The sequence below is a fragment of the Robiginitalea rubriflava genome (assembly GCF_052540725.1).
The window spans coordinates 2,197,043-2,212,749 of the sequence record NZ_CP199309.1 but is presented as its reverse complement, the minus strand read 5'-3'; the positions used below and the strand labels follow the sequence as shown (position 1 = coordinate 2,212,749).

The window sequence follows — 15,707 nt, the reverse complement described above, 5'->3', positions numbered from 1 at the left end:
CGTATGACATCCACTAAAATACACGCCAGGTTGCCTTAATACGAATTTATGTTGTGTAGCCGGGAAAACGGGTCATAAAGTGCCATATTATGTATATCTTTGCCACTTGAAAAGTGATGAACGAATGAAAATAAATTCTGGCCTGGAGCCTTCAAAAGAATCCTTTGATAACGACCATTTTTCAACGGCTGAGCAGACGCCCATCCGGGAGGATGCTTTCCTGCTGAGTGATCAGGAGAAAATAGAGCGCATTTCCGAAAGTGTAAGGGATATCATGCTAACCCTGGGCCTTGACCTTAGCGATGACAGCCTGAACGGAACTCCGAACCGGGTTGCCAAAATGTACGTTAAGGAGGTATTCGGAGGGCTGCACCCGGAAAGGCGGCCAAAATCGTCCACCTTTAACAACAAGTACAAGTACGGGGAAATGCTGGTGGAAAAAAACATTACCGTTTACAGTACCTGCGAACACCATCTGCTCCCTATTGTGGGAAAAGCCCATATTGGATACATTTCCAATGGCTCCGTGGTGGGCCTCTCCAAAATGAACCGGATTGTAGACTATTTCGCCAAGCGCCCTCAGGTACAGGAACGGATGAACATACAAATTGTCAGGGAATTGCAGCGCGTACTGGGAACAGATGATGTGGCCTGTGTGATTGACGCCAAGCACCTCTGCGTGAATTCGCGTGGTATACGGGATGTAGACAGCAGCACGGTAACCGCGGAATACGGGGGGCGGTTCAAGGAAAAAGAAGTACGACAGGAATTTCTGGACTATATAAAACTGGAAACGGAATTTTAAGGCAACTACAAATGGCCCTTTACCAAGACCAACAAATACGCGTAACCAATTCCCTGAGCGGTAAAAAAGAAGTTTTTGAACCCATAAACGAGGGACATGTTGGTATGTATGTCTGTGGGCCCACAGTTTACAGCAACGTTCATTTGGGCAACTGCAGGACTTTTATGTCCTTTGATATGATCTTCCGCTACCTCAAGCACCTGGGCTACAAGGTTAGGTATGTACGAAATATAACAGATGCGGGGCATCTGGAAGACGATGCGGAACAGGGCGAGGATAAAATCGCCAAAAAAGCGCGCCTGGAAAAAATTGAGCCAATGGAAGTGGTTCAGCGATATACAGTTGATTTCCATAACATCCTGCAGAAGTTCAATTTTTTACCACCCAGTATAGAACCCACGGCAACCGGCCACATTGTGGAACAGATCGAAATAATCAAGGTCATCCTGGATAAAGGGTATGCCTATGAAAAAAACGGTTCCGTCTACTTTGATGTACAGAAATTCAACAAAGATTATCAATACGGGAAACTGAGCGGCCGAAAGCTGGAAGACATGATCGCCAATACCCGTGAATTAACGGCCCAGGAGGAAAAGAAAAACCCCCAGGATTTTGCTTTGTGGAAAAAGGCGGAACCCCAGCATATTATGCGATGGCCGTCTCCCTGGGGTGAAGGCTTTCCGGGCTGGCATCTGGAGTGCACCGTTATGAGCACCAAATATCTTGGGGAAACTTTTGACATCCACGGCGGGGGAATGGACCTGAAATTCCCGCATCACGAATGCGAAATTGCCCAGGCCGAGGCCAGTAACGACAAGTCTCCTGTAAAATACTGGCTGCATGCCAACATGCTGACCCTCAACGGGAAGAAAATGGCAAAATCCACCGGGAACAACCTCTTGCCCCTTGAAATTTTTTCAGGGGAAAACGATATCCTCAGCAAACCCTTCTCCCCTGCTGTGGTTCGCTTTTTTATGATGCAGGCCCATTACACCAGTATCCTGGACCTGAGCGACGACGCCCTGCTGGCTGCTGAAAAAGGATATATGCGCCTTATGGATGCCATGGATGTGCTCCGGGACCTTCCGGAAGGGGAACGGTCCAGTTTTGACATGAAAGCCTGGAAGCAGCGCTGCTATGACGCCATGAATGACGATTTCAACACCCCGGTGCTGATAGCGCAGCTCTTCGAAGCCGTAAAGGCAATCTACCTGGTACGGGATGGCAAACAAAGCCTGAGCCGCGCAGACCGTATTGCCCTGCAGAAAGCCATGGATTCATTTATCTATGAGGTCCTCGGGATTGAAAAGTCTGCCGTTGATGCCGATGGCAGCGAAAAACTGGAGGGAACGGTAAAATTGCTGATAGACCTCAGGAACAAGGCAAGGGCCAATAAGGATTACCAGACATCGGATGAGATCCGTGATGCCCTTGGAGCCCTTGGAATACAGCTTAAAGACAGTAAGGAAGGAACGACCTTCTCCCTATAAAATTTAAATACCTCCAGTAGTGGCAGGATCGGAAAATATTTGGGTAAAACCGTTTATATGGCTGGTCCGTATTTACCAGCGCTATATTTCTCCGCTTACTCCCCCGAGTTGCCGCTACTCCCCTACCTGTTCCCAGTATACCCTGGAAGCTTTAAAAAAACACGGCCTGTTTAAAGGGGGCTGGCTTTCACTAAAACGTATCCTGAGCTGCAATCCGTTTGGGGGTTCCGGATACGATCCGGTTCCCTGACAAACAGTAATCCGTCAATCCTGTTAAGTCCGAGATTAAATGTGCTGCCCCTCACCCTATTTTCTTAACTTAGCCACTCAAAAATTTGGACTATGTTTTTAGGTTTTACCTGGAATCCGGATGATACCCTTTTTAAGCTGGGTGTTCTGCAAATCAAATATTACAATCTGCTCTGGATTGCGGCTTTTGCAGTGGGGTGGTATCTTATGAAGCGTATTTTTGATCGGGAACAGCGTTCCCGTGAAGAACTGGATTCTCTCTTCATCTATACGGTCCTGGCGACCATGCTGGGCGCCCGCCTGGGCCATGTGTTTTTTTACGACTGGGCTTATTACAAAAATCACCTCCTTGAAATTTTACTTCCCATTCGCGAACGCGCCGGCAGCAGTCTTTTCGGTATTATCAATGGCTATGAATTTACAGGGTTTACCGGGCTGGCCAGCCACGGGGCCGCCATAGGAGTCATAATTGGGATGTACCTTTTTACACGCAAATACAAATCCTTCAAATTACTCGGAATATTGGATCGCGTAGTGATCCCCGTTGCCATAGGGGCCTTTTTCGTTCGACTGGGCAATTTCTTTAATTCTGAAATCAACGGTAAAATTACGGATGCATCCTTTTTCCTGGCCACACGCTTTGTAAGGGATTCTGATGATATGCCCGCCAGCCGGGCCATGGCCATAACCAATGAAAATAATCCAAATGCCGCTTACCACGCCCTTGAAGACAATCCGGCATTTGCCGAGGCGCTGCAAGCGATCCCATACCGGCATCCCGCACAGTTATATGAAGGGGTTTTGTACATAGCCGTATTTGTGGTGTTGTATTATTTGTACTGGAAAACAAACAAGAAAGACCAGCCCGGTTATCTCTTTGGATTGTTCCTGGTCTTGTTATGGACCATCCGCTTCTTTATAGAATTTGTAAAAAAGAGCCAGGGGGGCTTCGAGGAAAGCCTCGGCCTGCTCTCCACAGGGCAATGGCTGAGTCTGCCATTTATCCTGATAGGCTTTTATTTTATGTTCCGCAAAAGCGCTTCCCATGCAGGTTAAATCAATGAGGTATTTTAAACTGGCCTTCGTACTGCTGGGCTTGGCTCTGGTACAGTGCAGGGAAGAAGCTAAACAGGTTTTACCTACGGATGAAATCCACTTTAGCCGGGAAGGGAGTCTTTCCATCTTTGACGGCGAGACAGACAGCCTGCTGCAGGAAATCGATATAGAAATTGCCGAGACTCCCTATGAAAGGGAAACCGGCCTGATGTACCGAAAATCTATGCAGGAAGACCAGGGGATGCTCTTTATCTTTGAGAATGAGCAACCCCGCTCATTCTATATGAAAAACACCCTTATTTCTCTGGATATTCTCTTTATCAATCAGGACCTGGAAGTGATCAGTATCGCCCGTAATACGGAACCGCTCAATGACAATGGCATCCCTTCAGGCAACCCAGCCCGTTACGTTCTGGAAGTAAATGCAGGCCTGTCAGACCAATGGGGTATTCAGGAAGGAGACCTGATCAGCTTTGATAAAAGCAAATAGGCGCCTGAGGCAACAGCCATCAATACTGTTGCTTCCTCCCCATCACCCTTGTGGATAAAACGCATTCCCAATTGTACTCTAAAAAAGGGAATTAGTCTTTTTTTATGGAACAGGTAGAAATCCCAAATGGGGCATAAAGGGGGCAAAAACTAATAAAACTGGTTAATACAAAAATTCCGGCCAGCACCAGCAATACAATTGCCAGGGTTCCGGAAACAGCTCCGGTGTAATACAAAAATCCAATTATTACAGCAACTAACAGGCGGATCACCCGGTCCGCAGCACCCATATTTTTTTTCATTTTTTCTTTTTTAGATAAACCATTTTTCGACTGCAAAAACCACAAGGCTGATCAGGCCCAGACACAGCAGGCATACCCCGATCAGCTTTAGTGCTTTTTTATTCATCCTCATAAAAGTAGGGTGTTTCCCCGGCCCGTGCAGTGATATATATCATATTTTTAGCCCCGAAATGATTGCCTGTTACGGAATTCCCAAACGGATTTGTAAATTACAGCTGCTGAATCCGGCCAACATATGCAAAAGACGGTACATACGGCTATTTATACGGACAATCGCTCCAGGAAAAAGCAGTTTGCGAACCAATTGCTGAAAGGCAATCCGCCAGAGGAACTGCAATTTCTCAAAGGCCTGAAAGGCGTCCTTTTTTCTAATACCCGCATAGCCGAATTACTTGAGGAAGAAGCCCTTCACGAACGTTCCGGCCTGGAACTCCCCGGGCAGCGAAAACTGGCCAGCTTTTCCAGTGGAGAACGTAAAAAAGCATTGCTGAGGCATATTTTAGCCGCAGACCCGGACTACCTGCTGCTGGACAATCCCTTTGACAACCTGGACAAAGATTTCAGGGAAGTACTGAAAAAAGATTTGCTGGCGCTATCTGATAAAAAAATACTTATTCAATTTATTAGCCGGGCAGCTGATACACTCAGCTGCATGCAGCAATCCTGTTTTCTGGACAATGGCATGCTCGTTGGTTTTCCCGATTATCATCCGGTCAAAACAGCAGCTTCAGCACTTAGTGGCCCTATTCCACCTCCTTTGCAAGCTTTGGAGAAGCTCCCCGAAATACTCGTTTCCTTTAAAGACGTAAACCTTGCTTACCACGGGCAGCCCATTTTAAAGGAAATAAACTGGAAGATCAGGCAGGGCGACTTCTGGGAACTGCGGGGAGCCAATGGCAGTGGTAAAACCAGCCTGATTACTATGATTACGGGGGAAAACCCCAAGGCTTATGGTCAGCAAATAGCCTTATTCGGCCGTCCCAAGGGCAGCGGAGAAAGTATCTGGGAGATCAAAGAAAAGATAGGCTATTTTACCCCTGCTGTTACCGACCGTTTCAGGGGTAACCATAGCCTCGAAAATATGCTCATCTCCGGCTTTATGGACTCTATCGGGCTGTATGTAAAACCTTCAGACCTTCAGCTGCAGCTGGCCGCACAATGGTTAAAACTACTGGGTTGGTACCCCAGGAGGCATGAAAGCTTCCGCTCCCTCTCTGAGGGTGAAAAACGCCTTTTACTCTGTGCCAGGGCAATGGTAAAGCATCCCCCCTTACTTATTCTGGACGAGCCAACCGCCGGGCTGGACGATACAGCTGCCGCATGGGTAACTGAGTTGGTAAACAAAATGGCTGTGCAAAGCAAATCAGCCATTGTATTTGTTTCACATCGGATAGAACCGGGATTATCCGGCCAATATATATTTGAATTAACCCCCTCGGAAGAAGGGTCCCTGGGAAGACAAATGAGCTGAAACAAGCTGATCAGCAAGGGTCCTCATAAACATAAAAAAAAGCTGCAAGCGAGTGCCTGCAGCTTTTTTAATTCAATTACCAGACTATTATTTTTTTCCTCTGGACAACTTACGGCTCAGTGTGTCAAACATTACTGGAGTTGCTATAAAGAGGGAGGAATAGGTACCCACAATAACCCCTACAATCATTGCAAACATAAACCCGCGTAAGGTCTCCCCGCCAAATATAAAGATGGACAGGAGCACCACCAGAGTTGTGAGGGAGGTGTTCAAGGTCCTGCTCAGAGTACTGTTCAGGGCTTCGTTGGTGTTTGCTCCGCCTTTCCAGCCTTTCTCGTTAATGATCTCACGGATTCGGTCGAACACTACCACCGTATCGTTGAGGGAATAACCGATCACTGTCAGGATGGCCGCTATAAAGGCCTGGTCTATTTCCATACTGAAAGGCATCAGGGCTGAGGTAGCTGAGAAAACCCCAAGAACGATCAATACGTCATGGAATACAGCAACTACAGCACCCAGTGAAAACTGCCATTTCCGGAATCGCAGCAGGATGTAAAGGAACACGACCGCCAGGGAACCAATAACAGCCCAGACTGCATTCTTTTTAATATCATCAGCAATAGTGGGCCCTACCTTTCGGTATTTCATCACTCCGATGTCTTCATTGGTTCCGCCGGGAACAAAATCTTCATAAGAAGCCCCGTCCGGAAGGTATTTTTGCAGCGAATTGAAAAGGATCCCGAGTATCTCGTCATCAACCTCGGTCCCCTGAACGTCTACCTTGTATTTGGTAGTAACCATTATCTGGTTGGCATCCCCAAAGGTCTTTGCACTGGCACTTCCCAGTACTTCAGTAAGTTCACTGGTTATTTCCGTGGGACTTACAGGGTTCACAAAGCGGATCTGGTAATTACGCCCCCCAACAAAATCCACTCCCTGGTCAAGGCCTTTTGTAAACAGGGAGGCTGTACCTGCAATCAGCAATATCCCTGAAATTACATAAGCGATCTTACGCTTGGCCAGGAAATCTATATTGAGGTTCTGGAATAGGCCTTTGGTAATACTCGTGGAAAAGTCCAGTTTGCGTCCCCGCTTGGAAAGGTATTTTTCGATTAACAGTCGCGTTACGAATATAGCCGTAAACAGGGAGGTCAGAATACCGATGATCAGGGTTGTTGCAAAACCTTTGATCGGCCCGGATCCGAAGACCAGCAAGATCAGGGCAGTGAGCCCGGTGGTGATGTTGGCATCTAAAATGGAGGAAAGTGCATGGCCGAAACCATCATTTACTGCCTGGGACATCCCTTTGCCTTTCTGCAACTCTTCCCGAATCCGTTCGTAGATCAGTACGTTCGCATCCACAGACATCCCTATAGTCAGTACAATACCTGCAATCCCGGGTAGGGTCAGTACAGCACCCAGACTGGCCAGTACACCAAAAATCAGTACAATGTTAAAGATCAGCGCTATGTCTGAAAAGATACCCGCTTTCCCGTAATAGAAAACCATCCATATCAGGACGAAGATCATCGCAATAAGGAAGGACATAAAACCACTGTCTATCGCCTCTTGTCCGAGGGAAGGCCCTACCACGAATGAGTCTATGATTTCTGCCGAAGCCGGAAGTTTACCTGCCCTGAGTACGTTTGCAATATCCTTGGTTTCAGTTACCGTAAAGGCACCGGAAATTTCAGAACTACCCCCGGCAATCCCTCCCTTCTGGGAGACTCCGGGAGCGGTGTAAACTTTATTATCCAACACAATAGCGATACCCGTATTATTCAGGTTCGCCTCATTGGTAAGCTGCTGCCATTCACGGGCACCCCGAACGTTCATGTCCATTCCCACAGATGGGCGGTTGAACTGGTCAAACTGGTCGCGAGCATCACTAACAACGTCTCCGCTCATACGCGGTACCCCGTCACGGTTAGATTTAAGGGCGAAAAGTGCCGCCACCTCTGAATCCTGGGAAGGACGCTCCCATAAAAATTTTGTAAACTGGACATCGGTGGGCAACAAGCGGCGCATTTGCGGCATACGGAGCCATTCCCCAATCTGTGCAGTATCTTTTATTGCCGCAATCCCGATAGCATATCCAGGACCGGGAATCTGTAATTTCTCGAACAGCGGATTAACCTGATTGGCCAGGTCCAGAGAATCCTGGTTTACATCCGATAAGAGGGAGTCAATCTCCGAGCCTTCTTTCTCAGGGGCTTGTTCTACCTCCACTACAGACTTCAGCTCTTCGTTCACCTGAATAAAGAAGTTGTAGAGGCTCTGGTTCTGAGGTTCATAGGTCTCCCAGAATTCGAGCTGAGCAGTACTTGAAAGCAAGTCCTGAGCTCTGGCGATATCACGGGCACCCGGTAATTCAACCAGGATACGCCCGGAATTTCCTTCCCTTTGTATATTCGGCTGGGTAACCCCAAAGCCATCTATACGTTCCCTGAGGACCTCAAAGGCAGAAATAACCGACTCATCCACCTTTCTGCGGATGACAGGCTTTACCTGCTCATCGTTCATTTCAAAATTGATCTCGTCACTCAGCCCCTTGTTTGCAAAAATATCCGGGGAAGCCAGTTTGGTGTCCCCTTTTATGTTGTCAAAAGCATCAAAAAACAATTCCAGATAAGTCTCGTCACTATTCTTGGAGGCATTATCTGCATCGGCAAGGGCTTTATTAAAAACCGGGTTCTTGGTATTATTGGCAAGACCTTTCAGTATGTCCTTAACAGAAATTTGAAGGGTCACATTAATTCCGCCTTTCAGGTCGAGTCCCTTGTTCAGTTCCTTTTTCTTTGCTTCCTCGTATGAGGTAAATCCAAGGATAGGATTTTTGGCGATAGAGTCCAGGTACCGGGCTTCCGCCATTTCCCTTTTAGCTACATAATCTTCTTCTGAAGCTGGTACAGAAGCTGCCGCAAATGATTCAGCATCCGATTCAATTTTGGAAGTGATAAACGTATAGGATAACTGGTAAATACTGACGAGTCCGAACAGCAAGGCAAACAGCCTTATAAGTCCTTTATTCTGCATGAGTTATGGTATTATCTGAAATTTATGATGGTTTTTGCAAACAGCGTGCAAATATATCATTTCCACTAAGATTTGCCAATTAAATACAAGTATTTATAGCGCTGCCCGGCCAATTCATGCTTTCACTTATTGTCCGCCTTAGTTTGGCCTGTGTCCTTTCTGATTTCAAACAAAAAAGCATCCCGGATGCCTCCGGGATGCTTTGGTATTTAGTAATGCCTGAATTAAACCTCGAGAAGGCCGTTAGTTTTTGAAACCCCTGCGGCACTTTCTTTCATTTTCGACTTTTCGGCCTCTGATAATTCAATTTCCACAATCTGCTCGATCCCTTTTCGGCCAAGCAAGACCGGAACTCCTATACACAAGTCGTTGAGCCCGTATTCTCCTTCCAATAATGCAGAACAGGGGAACATTTTTTTCTGGTCGCAGGCAATTGCCTGAACCAGGGCAGAGACTGCAGCTCCCGGGGCATACCAGGCGCTGGTTCCGAGCAATTTAGTAAGGGTTGCCCCCCCTACTTTGGTGTCTTCAGCCACCTGCTGCAATCGCTCCTCCGAAAGGAACTCAGAAACCCTGATGCTGTTTCGTGTTGCATGGCTGGTGAGGGGTACCATCCCGGTGTCGCTATGCCCCCCGATTACCATTCCGTCAATATCTGAAATAGGGGCTTCCATGGCTTCTGCCAGCCGGTATTTAAAGCGGGCACTATCCAGGGCGCCTCCCATTCCAATAATGCGGTTTTTAGGGAGGCTGGTGGTTTTATGAACCAGATAGGTCATGGTATCCATTGGGTTGCTCACCACAATTACAATGGTATTCGGGGAGTGTTCCAGTAAATTGGAGGAAACCGTCTGGACGATTCCCGCATTGATCCCGATCAGTTCTTCACGGGTCATTCCTGGTTTTCTGGGGATACCGGAAGTAATTACCGCAATATCGCTCCCTGCAGTTTTGGAGTAATCGTTGGTAGTTCCAACGATACGTGTATCAAATCCGTTCAGAGAGGCGCATTGCATCAGGTCCATGGCTTTCCCTTCGGCAACGCCTTCCTTGATATCCAGCAAGACTACTTCCGAAGCAAAATTCTTAATGGCAATGTATTCCGCGCAGCTCGCACCTACTGCTCCCGCTCCAACTATTGTAACTTTCATATATATGGTTTTTATGGTATTTCGAAGACTGCAAAATTACGGAAAATTAAGCTAAAATCCGAGCGATACACTCCCTGAAAAAGCCTGAATCCAAGAGAGTTTTAACCCCCTCCTGGGATGGCCTAAGAGCTCCGTTCATCGAAAATACAGGCTGTCGGCCTGTCATAGGTCGAAAAAAAACAATATTGCCCGTGAGGACTCGTTGCCATTTTAACCCCAAATCTGAAATGATATGCGACGCATAACAGGCTTAGCCTTTCTTTTGGTACTCCTGATCACAGGAGGATGTAGTGAGATTCCTGAAAACAACGATCCGGTTATCGGTATCTGGGCCAAGACCCAAATTGAGCAAAGTGATGCCAGCAGCCAGCTGATGAGGGAAGAATGGATCTTTAACGATGCCTACCTGGGCCGGTACCATCGCTATAACGGCAACCAGATAATCGAACAAACCGATTTCAGATGGGAAGCACAGCAGGGCGTTTACACCATAGAATACCCGGGCCTGGACCGTGCCGCAGACCGGGCCACCATCAAAGAAAATGAAGAAATCATACTTCTGGAAGACCTTGAGGGGGGCATTCTGGCCCTGAGAGAATAGACCCAAATCTTATCACTCTATAAATAAAAAAGCCCGGTTTTGAACCGGGCTTTTTTTAGGTTGTAAATGTCTGTTTTATCTGAATCCGAAATGTGCGCCCACCGTAAAGGTATTGAAGGCGGCCAGGGTATAATCTGCATGCAGGCGGAAAAATCCGACTTTTAATTTGGTTCCTACCGTAGCAGAAGCACCGCTGGTTTTCTTTGTGATGGAAAAAGGATCCTCATAGGTGGTCTGAAATGGGCCTGAAGTAACCGTATACGTACCCAGCACATCCGTTTCGGACTTCCCGCTGATGTAGCCCAGGGCTCCGTAAAAATTGATTACCGGCAATTTAGTGGCCACAATAGCCTGAAAATTCCAGGCATTGAAGCGGTTTTCGATACGCTGGTTCTCACCGTCAATGAAATTGGTATCCGTAAAATTATAGTCTCCGTTCAGGCGGGTATAACCTATGAATCCTGAAATAGCAACCGGAAGGAGCTTGTCTGCCGGCAGATGGGAGGTAAAATCGTGCAGTACTCCAAATCCATAAAGGCTCACTGCCACATCATCTGTTTTGATTTTTGGCAGAAAACGGACTTTTACTTCTGTTCCCTTAATGAGTCCTACAGATCCCTGAATGAAACCAGCCGGAATAAAATTGATATCCTCTGAGGCCAGTCCGCTGGGTAATTCAAAACTTTCTGAAAACAGACCGTTTTCATCTTCGATAACCACGTTGATCCCCTGAATATCCCCAAGGGCGGAGGCAACGGTTTTGGAAGGACTCCCATCTTCAAATCGAAGGCTCTCATAATCGGCAATATCCATTACAAAGGATTTCTTATCGTCCTTATTTTTAAAGCCAGACATGGATCCTACAATAGAAATCTCGAAGCCTCCAAGAGGTTTGGCTTCACCTGTATTGATCCAGGATCCCGCAAGGCTGTAAAGTACGCCTTCTGATATGGGTGAGAGGTAATCCGTGGTGAAGCGTTCAGCATCTTCCACCCCGGCTGCAAGGAGGTCATTGATGTTGGATTGAGACCAGGCCGATGATACCGTGCAAAGCAATCCCAATGCTACAAATAGTTTCTTCATGATTGTGTTATTTTTTATAAAACTAAAAAACCCCGGTGGTATACCGGGGTTTTTGTTGTGAATTTCCGAATATTATACGTCAATATTGGCATAAACGGCATTTCGCTCAATAAATTCCCTTCGGGGAGGTACCTCATCTCCCATAAGCATGCTGAAGATCCGGTCGGATTCCGTTGCATTGTCTATGGTAACCTGCCTGAGGGTTCGGTTCTCCGGATTCATGGTGGTTTCCCAGAGTTGTTCCGCATTCATCTCCCCAAGACCTTTGTAACGTTGTATACTCACACCGCCGCTGTAGCTTTCCGCAATTTCATCCCGTTCTTTATCGTTCCAGGCATAGCGTTTTTTGTTCCCTTTCTTAACTAGGTAAAGCGGTGGCGTGGCAATATAGACGTGCCCGTTTTCCACTAATTCCCGCATGTAGCGGAAGAAGAAGGTCAGAATGAGCGTCTCAATATGGCTTCCATCCACATCCGCATCACACATTATAACCACTTTGTGGTAACGGAGTTTTTCAAGGTTAAGGGCTTTGCTGTCTTCTTCTGTTCCGATGGTGACTCCCAGGGCGGTATAGATATTTTTGATCTCCTCATTTTCAAAAACCTTGTGCTGCATGGCCTTTTCCACATTGAGGATTTTCCCCCTGAGTGGCAGGATCGCCTGGAAATTCCGGTCTCGGCCCATCTTGGCCGTTCCTCCCGCAGAATCTCCCTCTACCAGGAAGATCTCACATCGCTCGGGGTCCTGATCGGAGCAATCCGCCAGTTTCCCGGGCAGGCCGCCTCCGCCCATAGGGTTTTTCCTTTGAACCATTTCGCGGGCCTTGGCTGCCGCATGCCTGGCTTGTGCAGCCAGGATTACCTTCTGAACGATTAGTTTTGCGTCGTCCGGGTTCTCTTCCAGGTAATTGGTAAGCATCTCGGAAACCGCCTGGCTAACAGCTGCAGATACTTCCCGGTTTCCCAGTTTCGTTTTGGTCTGCCCTTCAAACTGGGGTTCTGCAACTTTTACCGAGACAATGGCAGTAAGCCCTTCCCGGAAATCATCCCCGGCAACCTCAAACTTCACCTTATCCAGCATGCCTGAATTATCCGCATACTTTTTTAAGGTGGTTGTGAGCCCCCTTCTGAAACCGGACAAATGCGTCCCCCCTTCATGGGTGTTTATATTGTTTACATACGAATGCAGGTTCTCAGTATAAGAATTATTGTATACCATGGCAACCTCCACCGGAATGTCATTCTTCTCCCCCTCCATGGCGATCACCTCCTTGATCAGAGGCTCCCGGTTCCCGTCCAGGAATCGGATAAATTCCTTAAGCCCCTCTTCAGAACTAAACTCTTCGGAGACAAATTCCCCATCCTTTTCTTTGTGCCGCCGGTCCGTAATACTGATTTTAACCCCCTTGTTCAGGTAGGCCAGTTCCCGCATCCGGTTGGCAAGGGTATCATAACTGAATTCTATGGTCTGGGTAAAGATCAATTCATCCGGATGGAAGGTAACGACAGTCCCGTTCTTATCGGATGTCCCCACGCTTTTTACAGGATACATGCTTTTTCCCCTTTCGTACTCCTGCTCCCAAATTTTCCCGTCGCGGTGTACAGTGGCCTTCAGATGGTTTGAAAGAGCATTTACAACAGATACCCCTACCCCGTGCAATCCACCGGATACCTTGTAGGAATCTTTGTCAAATTTCCCTCCGGCACCGATTTTAGTCATTACTACTTCCAGGGCTGAAACACCTTCTTTCTTATGTAAATCCACGGGGATTCCCCTCCCGTTGTCCTCAACGGTTATGGAGTTGTCTTCGTTTATGGTTACGGATATAGTGTCGCAATGCCCGCCCATGGCTTCGTCAATGGAGTTATCCACCACCTCGTAGACCAGATGGTGCAGCCCCCTGACACCCACGTCTCCAATGTACATGGAGGGACGCATTCGCACGTGTTCAATACCTTCCAGCGCCTGAATACTATCGGCCGAATATTTTTTGCTTTTTAGTTCTTCGCTCATCGTTCGTTTTGAGTTGTGTTTGCCTGTAATTCTGCAATCCTACAAATATAGCAAATACCCCCGCATTTACTGGGTTTTAGCTCAATTTAGACCAGGGAAGTTATCAACAAAATTTGTGGAAAAACAAGGGGGAATGTTCAGTATGGGAGCCATAAAAAAAGTGCCGGTTTTAACAGCACTTTTTTACGACTCATTCTACTGCATTTCAAGCTGGCCCTAACCGGTAACTGCCCGTTTATCCTTTATTTGACATAAGCATCGCTGTGGACCCTGGAAACTGCCCTTCCCGAGGGGTCGTTCATATTGCGAAAGGCTTCATCCCATTCCAGTGCAATCTTGGTACTACAGGCAACAGAGGGCTCCTGCGGCACGCTCAGGGCCGCTGCATCACTTGGGAAATGACCCTCAAAAATGCTGCGGTAATAGTATTCCTCTTTGGTGGTGGGGGTTTGGATGGGAAAGCGGAAACGGGCATTTGCCAGTTGCTCATCGCTTACCTCTGCAGCCACTAATTCCTTTAAGGTATCAATCCAGCTATACCCCACCCCGTCTGAAAACTGTTCTTTTTGCCTCCAGGCAACACTCTCCGGCAGATAATCTTCAAAAGCCTTGCGCAGAACCCATTTCTCCATCCGCTCCCCGTTGATCATCTTGTCTTTGGGGTTGATGCGCATGGCCACATCCATAAATTCCTTATCCAGAAAGGGCACCCTTCCTTCTATTCCCCAGGCTGCAAGGGATTTATTGGCACGCAGGCAATCGTACATATGCAGCTTATCCAGTTTGCGTACCGTTTCTTCATGGAAATCACGGGGTCCGGGCGCTTTGTGAAAGTAAAGGTAGCCCCCGAAGAGTTCATCGGCCCCTTCTCCGGACAGTACCATTTTGATCCCCATGGATTTGATTACCCGGGCCATCAGATACATAGGAGTGGATGCGCGTATAGTGGTTATATCGTAGGTTTCCAATTGGTAAATAACATCCCGCAAGGCGTCCAGGCCCTCCTGTATGGTAAATTTGATTTCGTGATGTACCGTCCCGATATGGTCTGCAACCTTGCGGGCAGCTGCCAGGTCCGGGGACCCCTCCAGGCCAACGGAAAAGGAATGCAATTGTGGCCACCAGGCATCCGTGGTATCATCAGACTCAATGCGCATCTTGGCATATTTTTTGGCAATGGCCGAGGTTATGGAAGAATCCAGGCCCCCAGACAACAAAACCCCATAGGGAACATCAGACATAAGCTGGCGATGTACCGCCGCCTCCAGTGCTTCTCGCAGGGCACTTATATCCGTTTTGTTTTCCGCAACCGCCTCATATTCCCGCCAGTCCCTTTTATACCAGCGAATAAACCCTTCATCTGCCCGGCGCATGTAATGCCCCGGCGGAAAGAGTTCTATACGGGTGCAATGCCCTTCCAGAGCCTTTAATTCAGAGGCGACATAAAAGGTTCCGTTTTTATCCCAGCCGATATATAATGGAATGATGCCCATGTGGTCCCTGGCGATAAAATATTCATCCCTGGCGCTATCGTATATGGCAAAACCAAAAATCCCGTTGAGCTCGTCCAGGAAATCAGCCCCTTTCTCCTGATACAGGGCCAGGATCACTTCACAATCCGATTCGGTTTTAAAACTATATTTACCCTCAAACTGCTTTCGCAATTGGCGGTGGTTATAGATCTCGCCGTTGGCAGCCAGAATGAGTTGTCCGTCAGGGCTAACAAGTGGCTGCTTGCCCGAAGCCGGGTCTACAATAGCCAGTCGTTCATGGGTCAGGATTGCCTTACCCGAGTCGTAAATTCCACTCCAGTCCGGACCACGATGCCTTATTTTACGAGACATCTCCAGCATTTGCGGCCTGAGTCCCTCAGCCGGTTCCTTAAGTTCAAAAGCACAAACAATTCCGCACATAACATCTAATTATATCATTATGAAGGTAAATATGCGTATAATATT

At 47.5% G+C, this 15,707-nt stretch carries 13 protein-coding genes; 7 read left to right on the top strand and 6 right to left on the bottom strand.

What is annotated here, in order from left to right; all coding sequences use genetic code 11:
- Positions 1-124: 124 nt before the first annotated feature.
- From folE to ACT6NU_RS10025, 5 genes are all read left to right on the top strand, one after another.
- Positions 125-805, top strand: coding sequence for a GTP cyclohydrolase I FolE (folE, locus tag ACT6NU_RS10045; RefSeq protein ID WP_445381539.1), 681 nt, complete (start codon positions 125-127; stop codon positions 803-805).
- An 11-nt stretch (positions 806-816) separates the two neighbouring features.
- Positions 817-2,295: a cysteine--tRNA ligase gene (gene cysS, locus ACT6NU_RS10040; RefSeq protein WP_445381538.1), complete on the top strand. Its 1,479-nt coding sequence runs from the start codon at positions 817-819 to the stop codon at positions 2,293-2,295.
- A 19-nt stretch (positions 2,296-2,314) separates the two neighbouring features.
- A complete protein-coding gene (gene yidD, locus ACT6NU_RS10035) occupies positions 2,315-2,545 on the top strand; it encodes a membrane protein insertion efficiency factor YidD (RefSeq protein ID WP_445381537.1) in 231 nt (76 codons plus the stop codon).
- Between the two features lie 92 nt (positions 2,546-2,637).
- A complete protein-coding gene (gene lgt / locus ACT6NU_RS10030; protein WP_445381536.1) occupies positions 2,638-3,600 on the top strand; it encodes a prolipoprotein diacylglyceryl transferase in 963 nt (320 codons plus the stop codon).
- A 4-nt stretch (positions 3,601-3,604) separates the two neighbouring features.
- Positions 3,605-4,090: a DUF192 domain-containing protein gene (locus ACT6NU_RS10025; RefSeq protein WP_445381535.1), complete on the top strand. Its 486-nt coding sequence runs from the start codon at positions 3,605-3,607 to the stop codon at positions 4,088-4,090.
- Positions 4,091-4,181: 91 nt separating this feature from the next.
- On the opposite strand, the gene ACT6NU_RS10020 is transcribed toward ACT6NU_RS10025, so the two are convergent.
- Positions 4,182-4,391, bottom strand: a complete 210-nt coding sequence (locus tag ACT6NU_RS10020) for a YgaP family membrane protein (RefSeq protein ID WP_445381534.1) — start codon at positions 4,389-4,391, stop codon at positions 4,182-4,184.
- Between the two features lie 235 nt (positions 4,392-4,626).
- On the opposite strand from ACT6NU_RS10020, the gene ACT6NU_RS10015 reads away from it, so the two are divergent.
- Positions 4,627-5,862: an ATP-binding cassette domain-containing protein gene (locus ACT6NU_RS10015; protein ID WP_445381533.1), complete on the top strand. Its 1,236-nt coding sequence runs from the start codon at positions 4,627-4,629 to the stop codon at positions 5,860-5,862.
- Positions 5,863-5,949: 87 nt separating this feature from the next.
- Here the strand turns inward: ACT6NU_RS10015 and secDF are convergent, their stop codons facing one another.
- Together secDF and ACT6NU_RS10005 are read right to left on the bottom strand one after the other, a co-directional pair.
- Entirely contained in the window at positions 5,950-8,901 is a 2,952-nt protein-coding gene (secDF, locus tag ACT6NU_RS10010) for a protein translocase subunit SecDF (protein WP_445381532.1), read from the bottom strand.
- A gap of 224 nt (positions 8,902-9,125) precedes the next feature.
- Entirely contained in the window at positions 9,126-10,052 is a 927-nt protein-coding gene (locus ACT6NU_RS10005; protein WP_445381531.1) for a malate dehydrogenase, read from the bottom strand.
- A gap of 232 nt (positions 10,053-10,284) precedes the next feature.
- Here ACT6NU_RS10005 and ACT6NU_RS10000 point away from each other — a divergent pair, with 232 nt between their 5' ends.
- A complete protein-coding gene (locus tag ACT6NU_RS10000; protein ID WP_445381530.1) occupies positions 10,285-10,653 on the top strand; it encodes a hypothetical protein in 369 nt (122 codons plus the stop codon).
- Positions 10,654-10,728: 75 nt separating this feature from the next.
- Here the strand turns inward: ACT6NU_RS10000 and ACT6NU_RS09995 are convergent, their stop codons facing one another.
- The 3 genes from ACT6NU_RS09995 to asnB all read right to left on the bottom strand — a co-directional run bounded on the left by ACT6NU_RS09995 (position 10,729) and on the right by asnB (position 15,662).
- The gene (locus tag ACT6NU_RS09995) at positions 10,729-11,736 is read right to left on the bottom strand and encodes a DUF6588 family protein (RefSeq protein ID WP_445381529.1); all 1,008 of its coding nucleotides are present in this window, start codon (positions 11,734-11,736) and stop codon (positions 10,729-10,731) included.
- Between the two features lie 72 nt (positions 11,737-11,808).
- Positions 11,809-13,749 (bottom strand): DNA topoisomerase (ATP-hydrolyzing) subunit B, encoded by a 1,941-nt coding sequence (gyrB, locus tag ACT6NU_RS09990; RefSeq protein ID WP_445381528.1) that lies wholly within the window; start codon positions 13,747-13,749, stop codon positions 11,809-11,811.
- A 242-nt stretch (positions 13,750-13,991) separates the two neighbouring features.
- Positions 13,992-15,662, bottom strand: coding sequence for an asparagine synthase B (gene asnB / locus ACT6NU_RS09985; RefSeq protein WP_445381527.1), 1,671 nt, complete (start codon positions 15,660-15,662; stop codon positions 13,992-13,994).
- Positions 15,663-15,707: the final 45 nt, after the last annotated feature.

What these genes read in the sequence shown, in the direction of transcription:
- ACT6NU_RS10020 (WP_445381534.1), bottom strand. Translation starts at nt 4,391, where the DNA reads ATGAAAAAAAATATGGGTGCTGCGGACCGGGTGATCCGCCTGTTAGTT.
- ACT6NU_RS10015 (WP_445381533.1), top strand. Translation starts at nt 4,627, where the DNA reads ATGCAAAAGACGGTACATACGGCTATTTATACGGACAATCGCTCCAGG.
- lgt (WP_445381536.1), top strand. Translation starts at nt 2,638, where the DNA reads ATGTTTTTAGGTTTTACCTGGAATCCGGATGATACCCTTTTTAAGCTG.
- ACT6NU_RS09995 (WP_445381529.1), bottom strand. Translation starts at nt 11,736, where the DNA reads ATGAAGAAACTATTTGTAGCATTGGGATTGCTTTGCACGGTATCATCG.
- gyrB (WP_445381528.1), bottom strand. Translation starts at nt 13,749, where the DNA reads ATGAGCGAAGAACTAAAAAGCAAAAAATATTCGGCCGATAGTATTCAG.
- asnB (WP_445381527.1), bottom strand. Translation starts at nt 15,662, where the DNA reads ATGTGCGGAATTGTTTGTGCTTTTGAACTTAAGGAACCGGCTGAGGGA.
- folE (WP_445381539.1), top strand. Translation starts at nt 125, where the DNA reads ATGAAAATAAATTCTGGCCTGGAGCCTTCAAAAGAATCCTTTGATAAC.
- ACT6NU_RS10005 (WP_445381531.1), bottom strand. Translation starts at nt 10,052, where the DNA reads ATGAAAGTTACAATAGTTGGAGCGGGAGCAGTAGGTGCGAGCTGCGCG.
- ACT6NU_RS10000 (WP_445381530.1), top strand. Translation starts at nt 10,285, where the DNA reads ATGCGACGCATAACAGGCTTAGCCTTTCTTTTGGTACTCCTGATCACA.
- secDF (WP_445381532.1), bottom strand. Translation starts at nt 8,901, where the DNA reads ATGCAGAATAAAGGACTTATAAGGCTGTTTGCCTTGCTGTTCGGACTC.
- cysS (WP_445381538.1), top strand. Translation starts at nt 817, where the DNA reads ATGGCCCTTTACCAAGACCAACAAATACGCGTAACCAATTCCCTGAGC.
- ACT6NU_RS10025 (WP_445381535.1), top strand. Translation starts at nt 3,605, where the DNA reads ATGAGGTATTTTAAACTGGCCTTCGTACTGCTGGGCTTGGCTCTGGTA.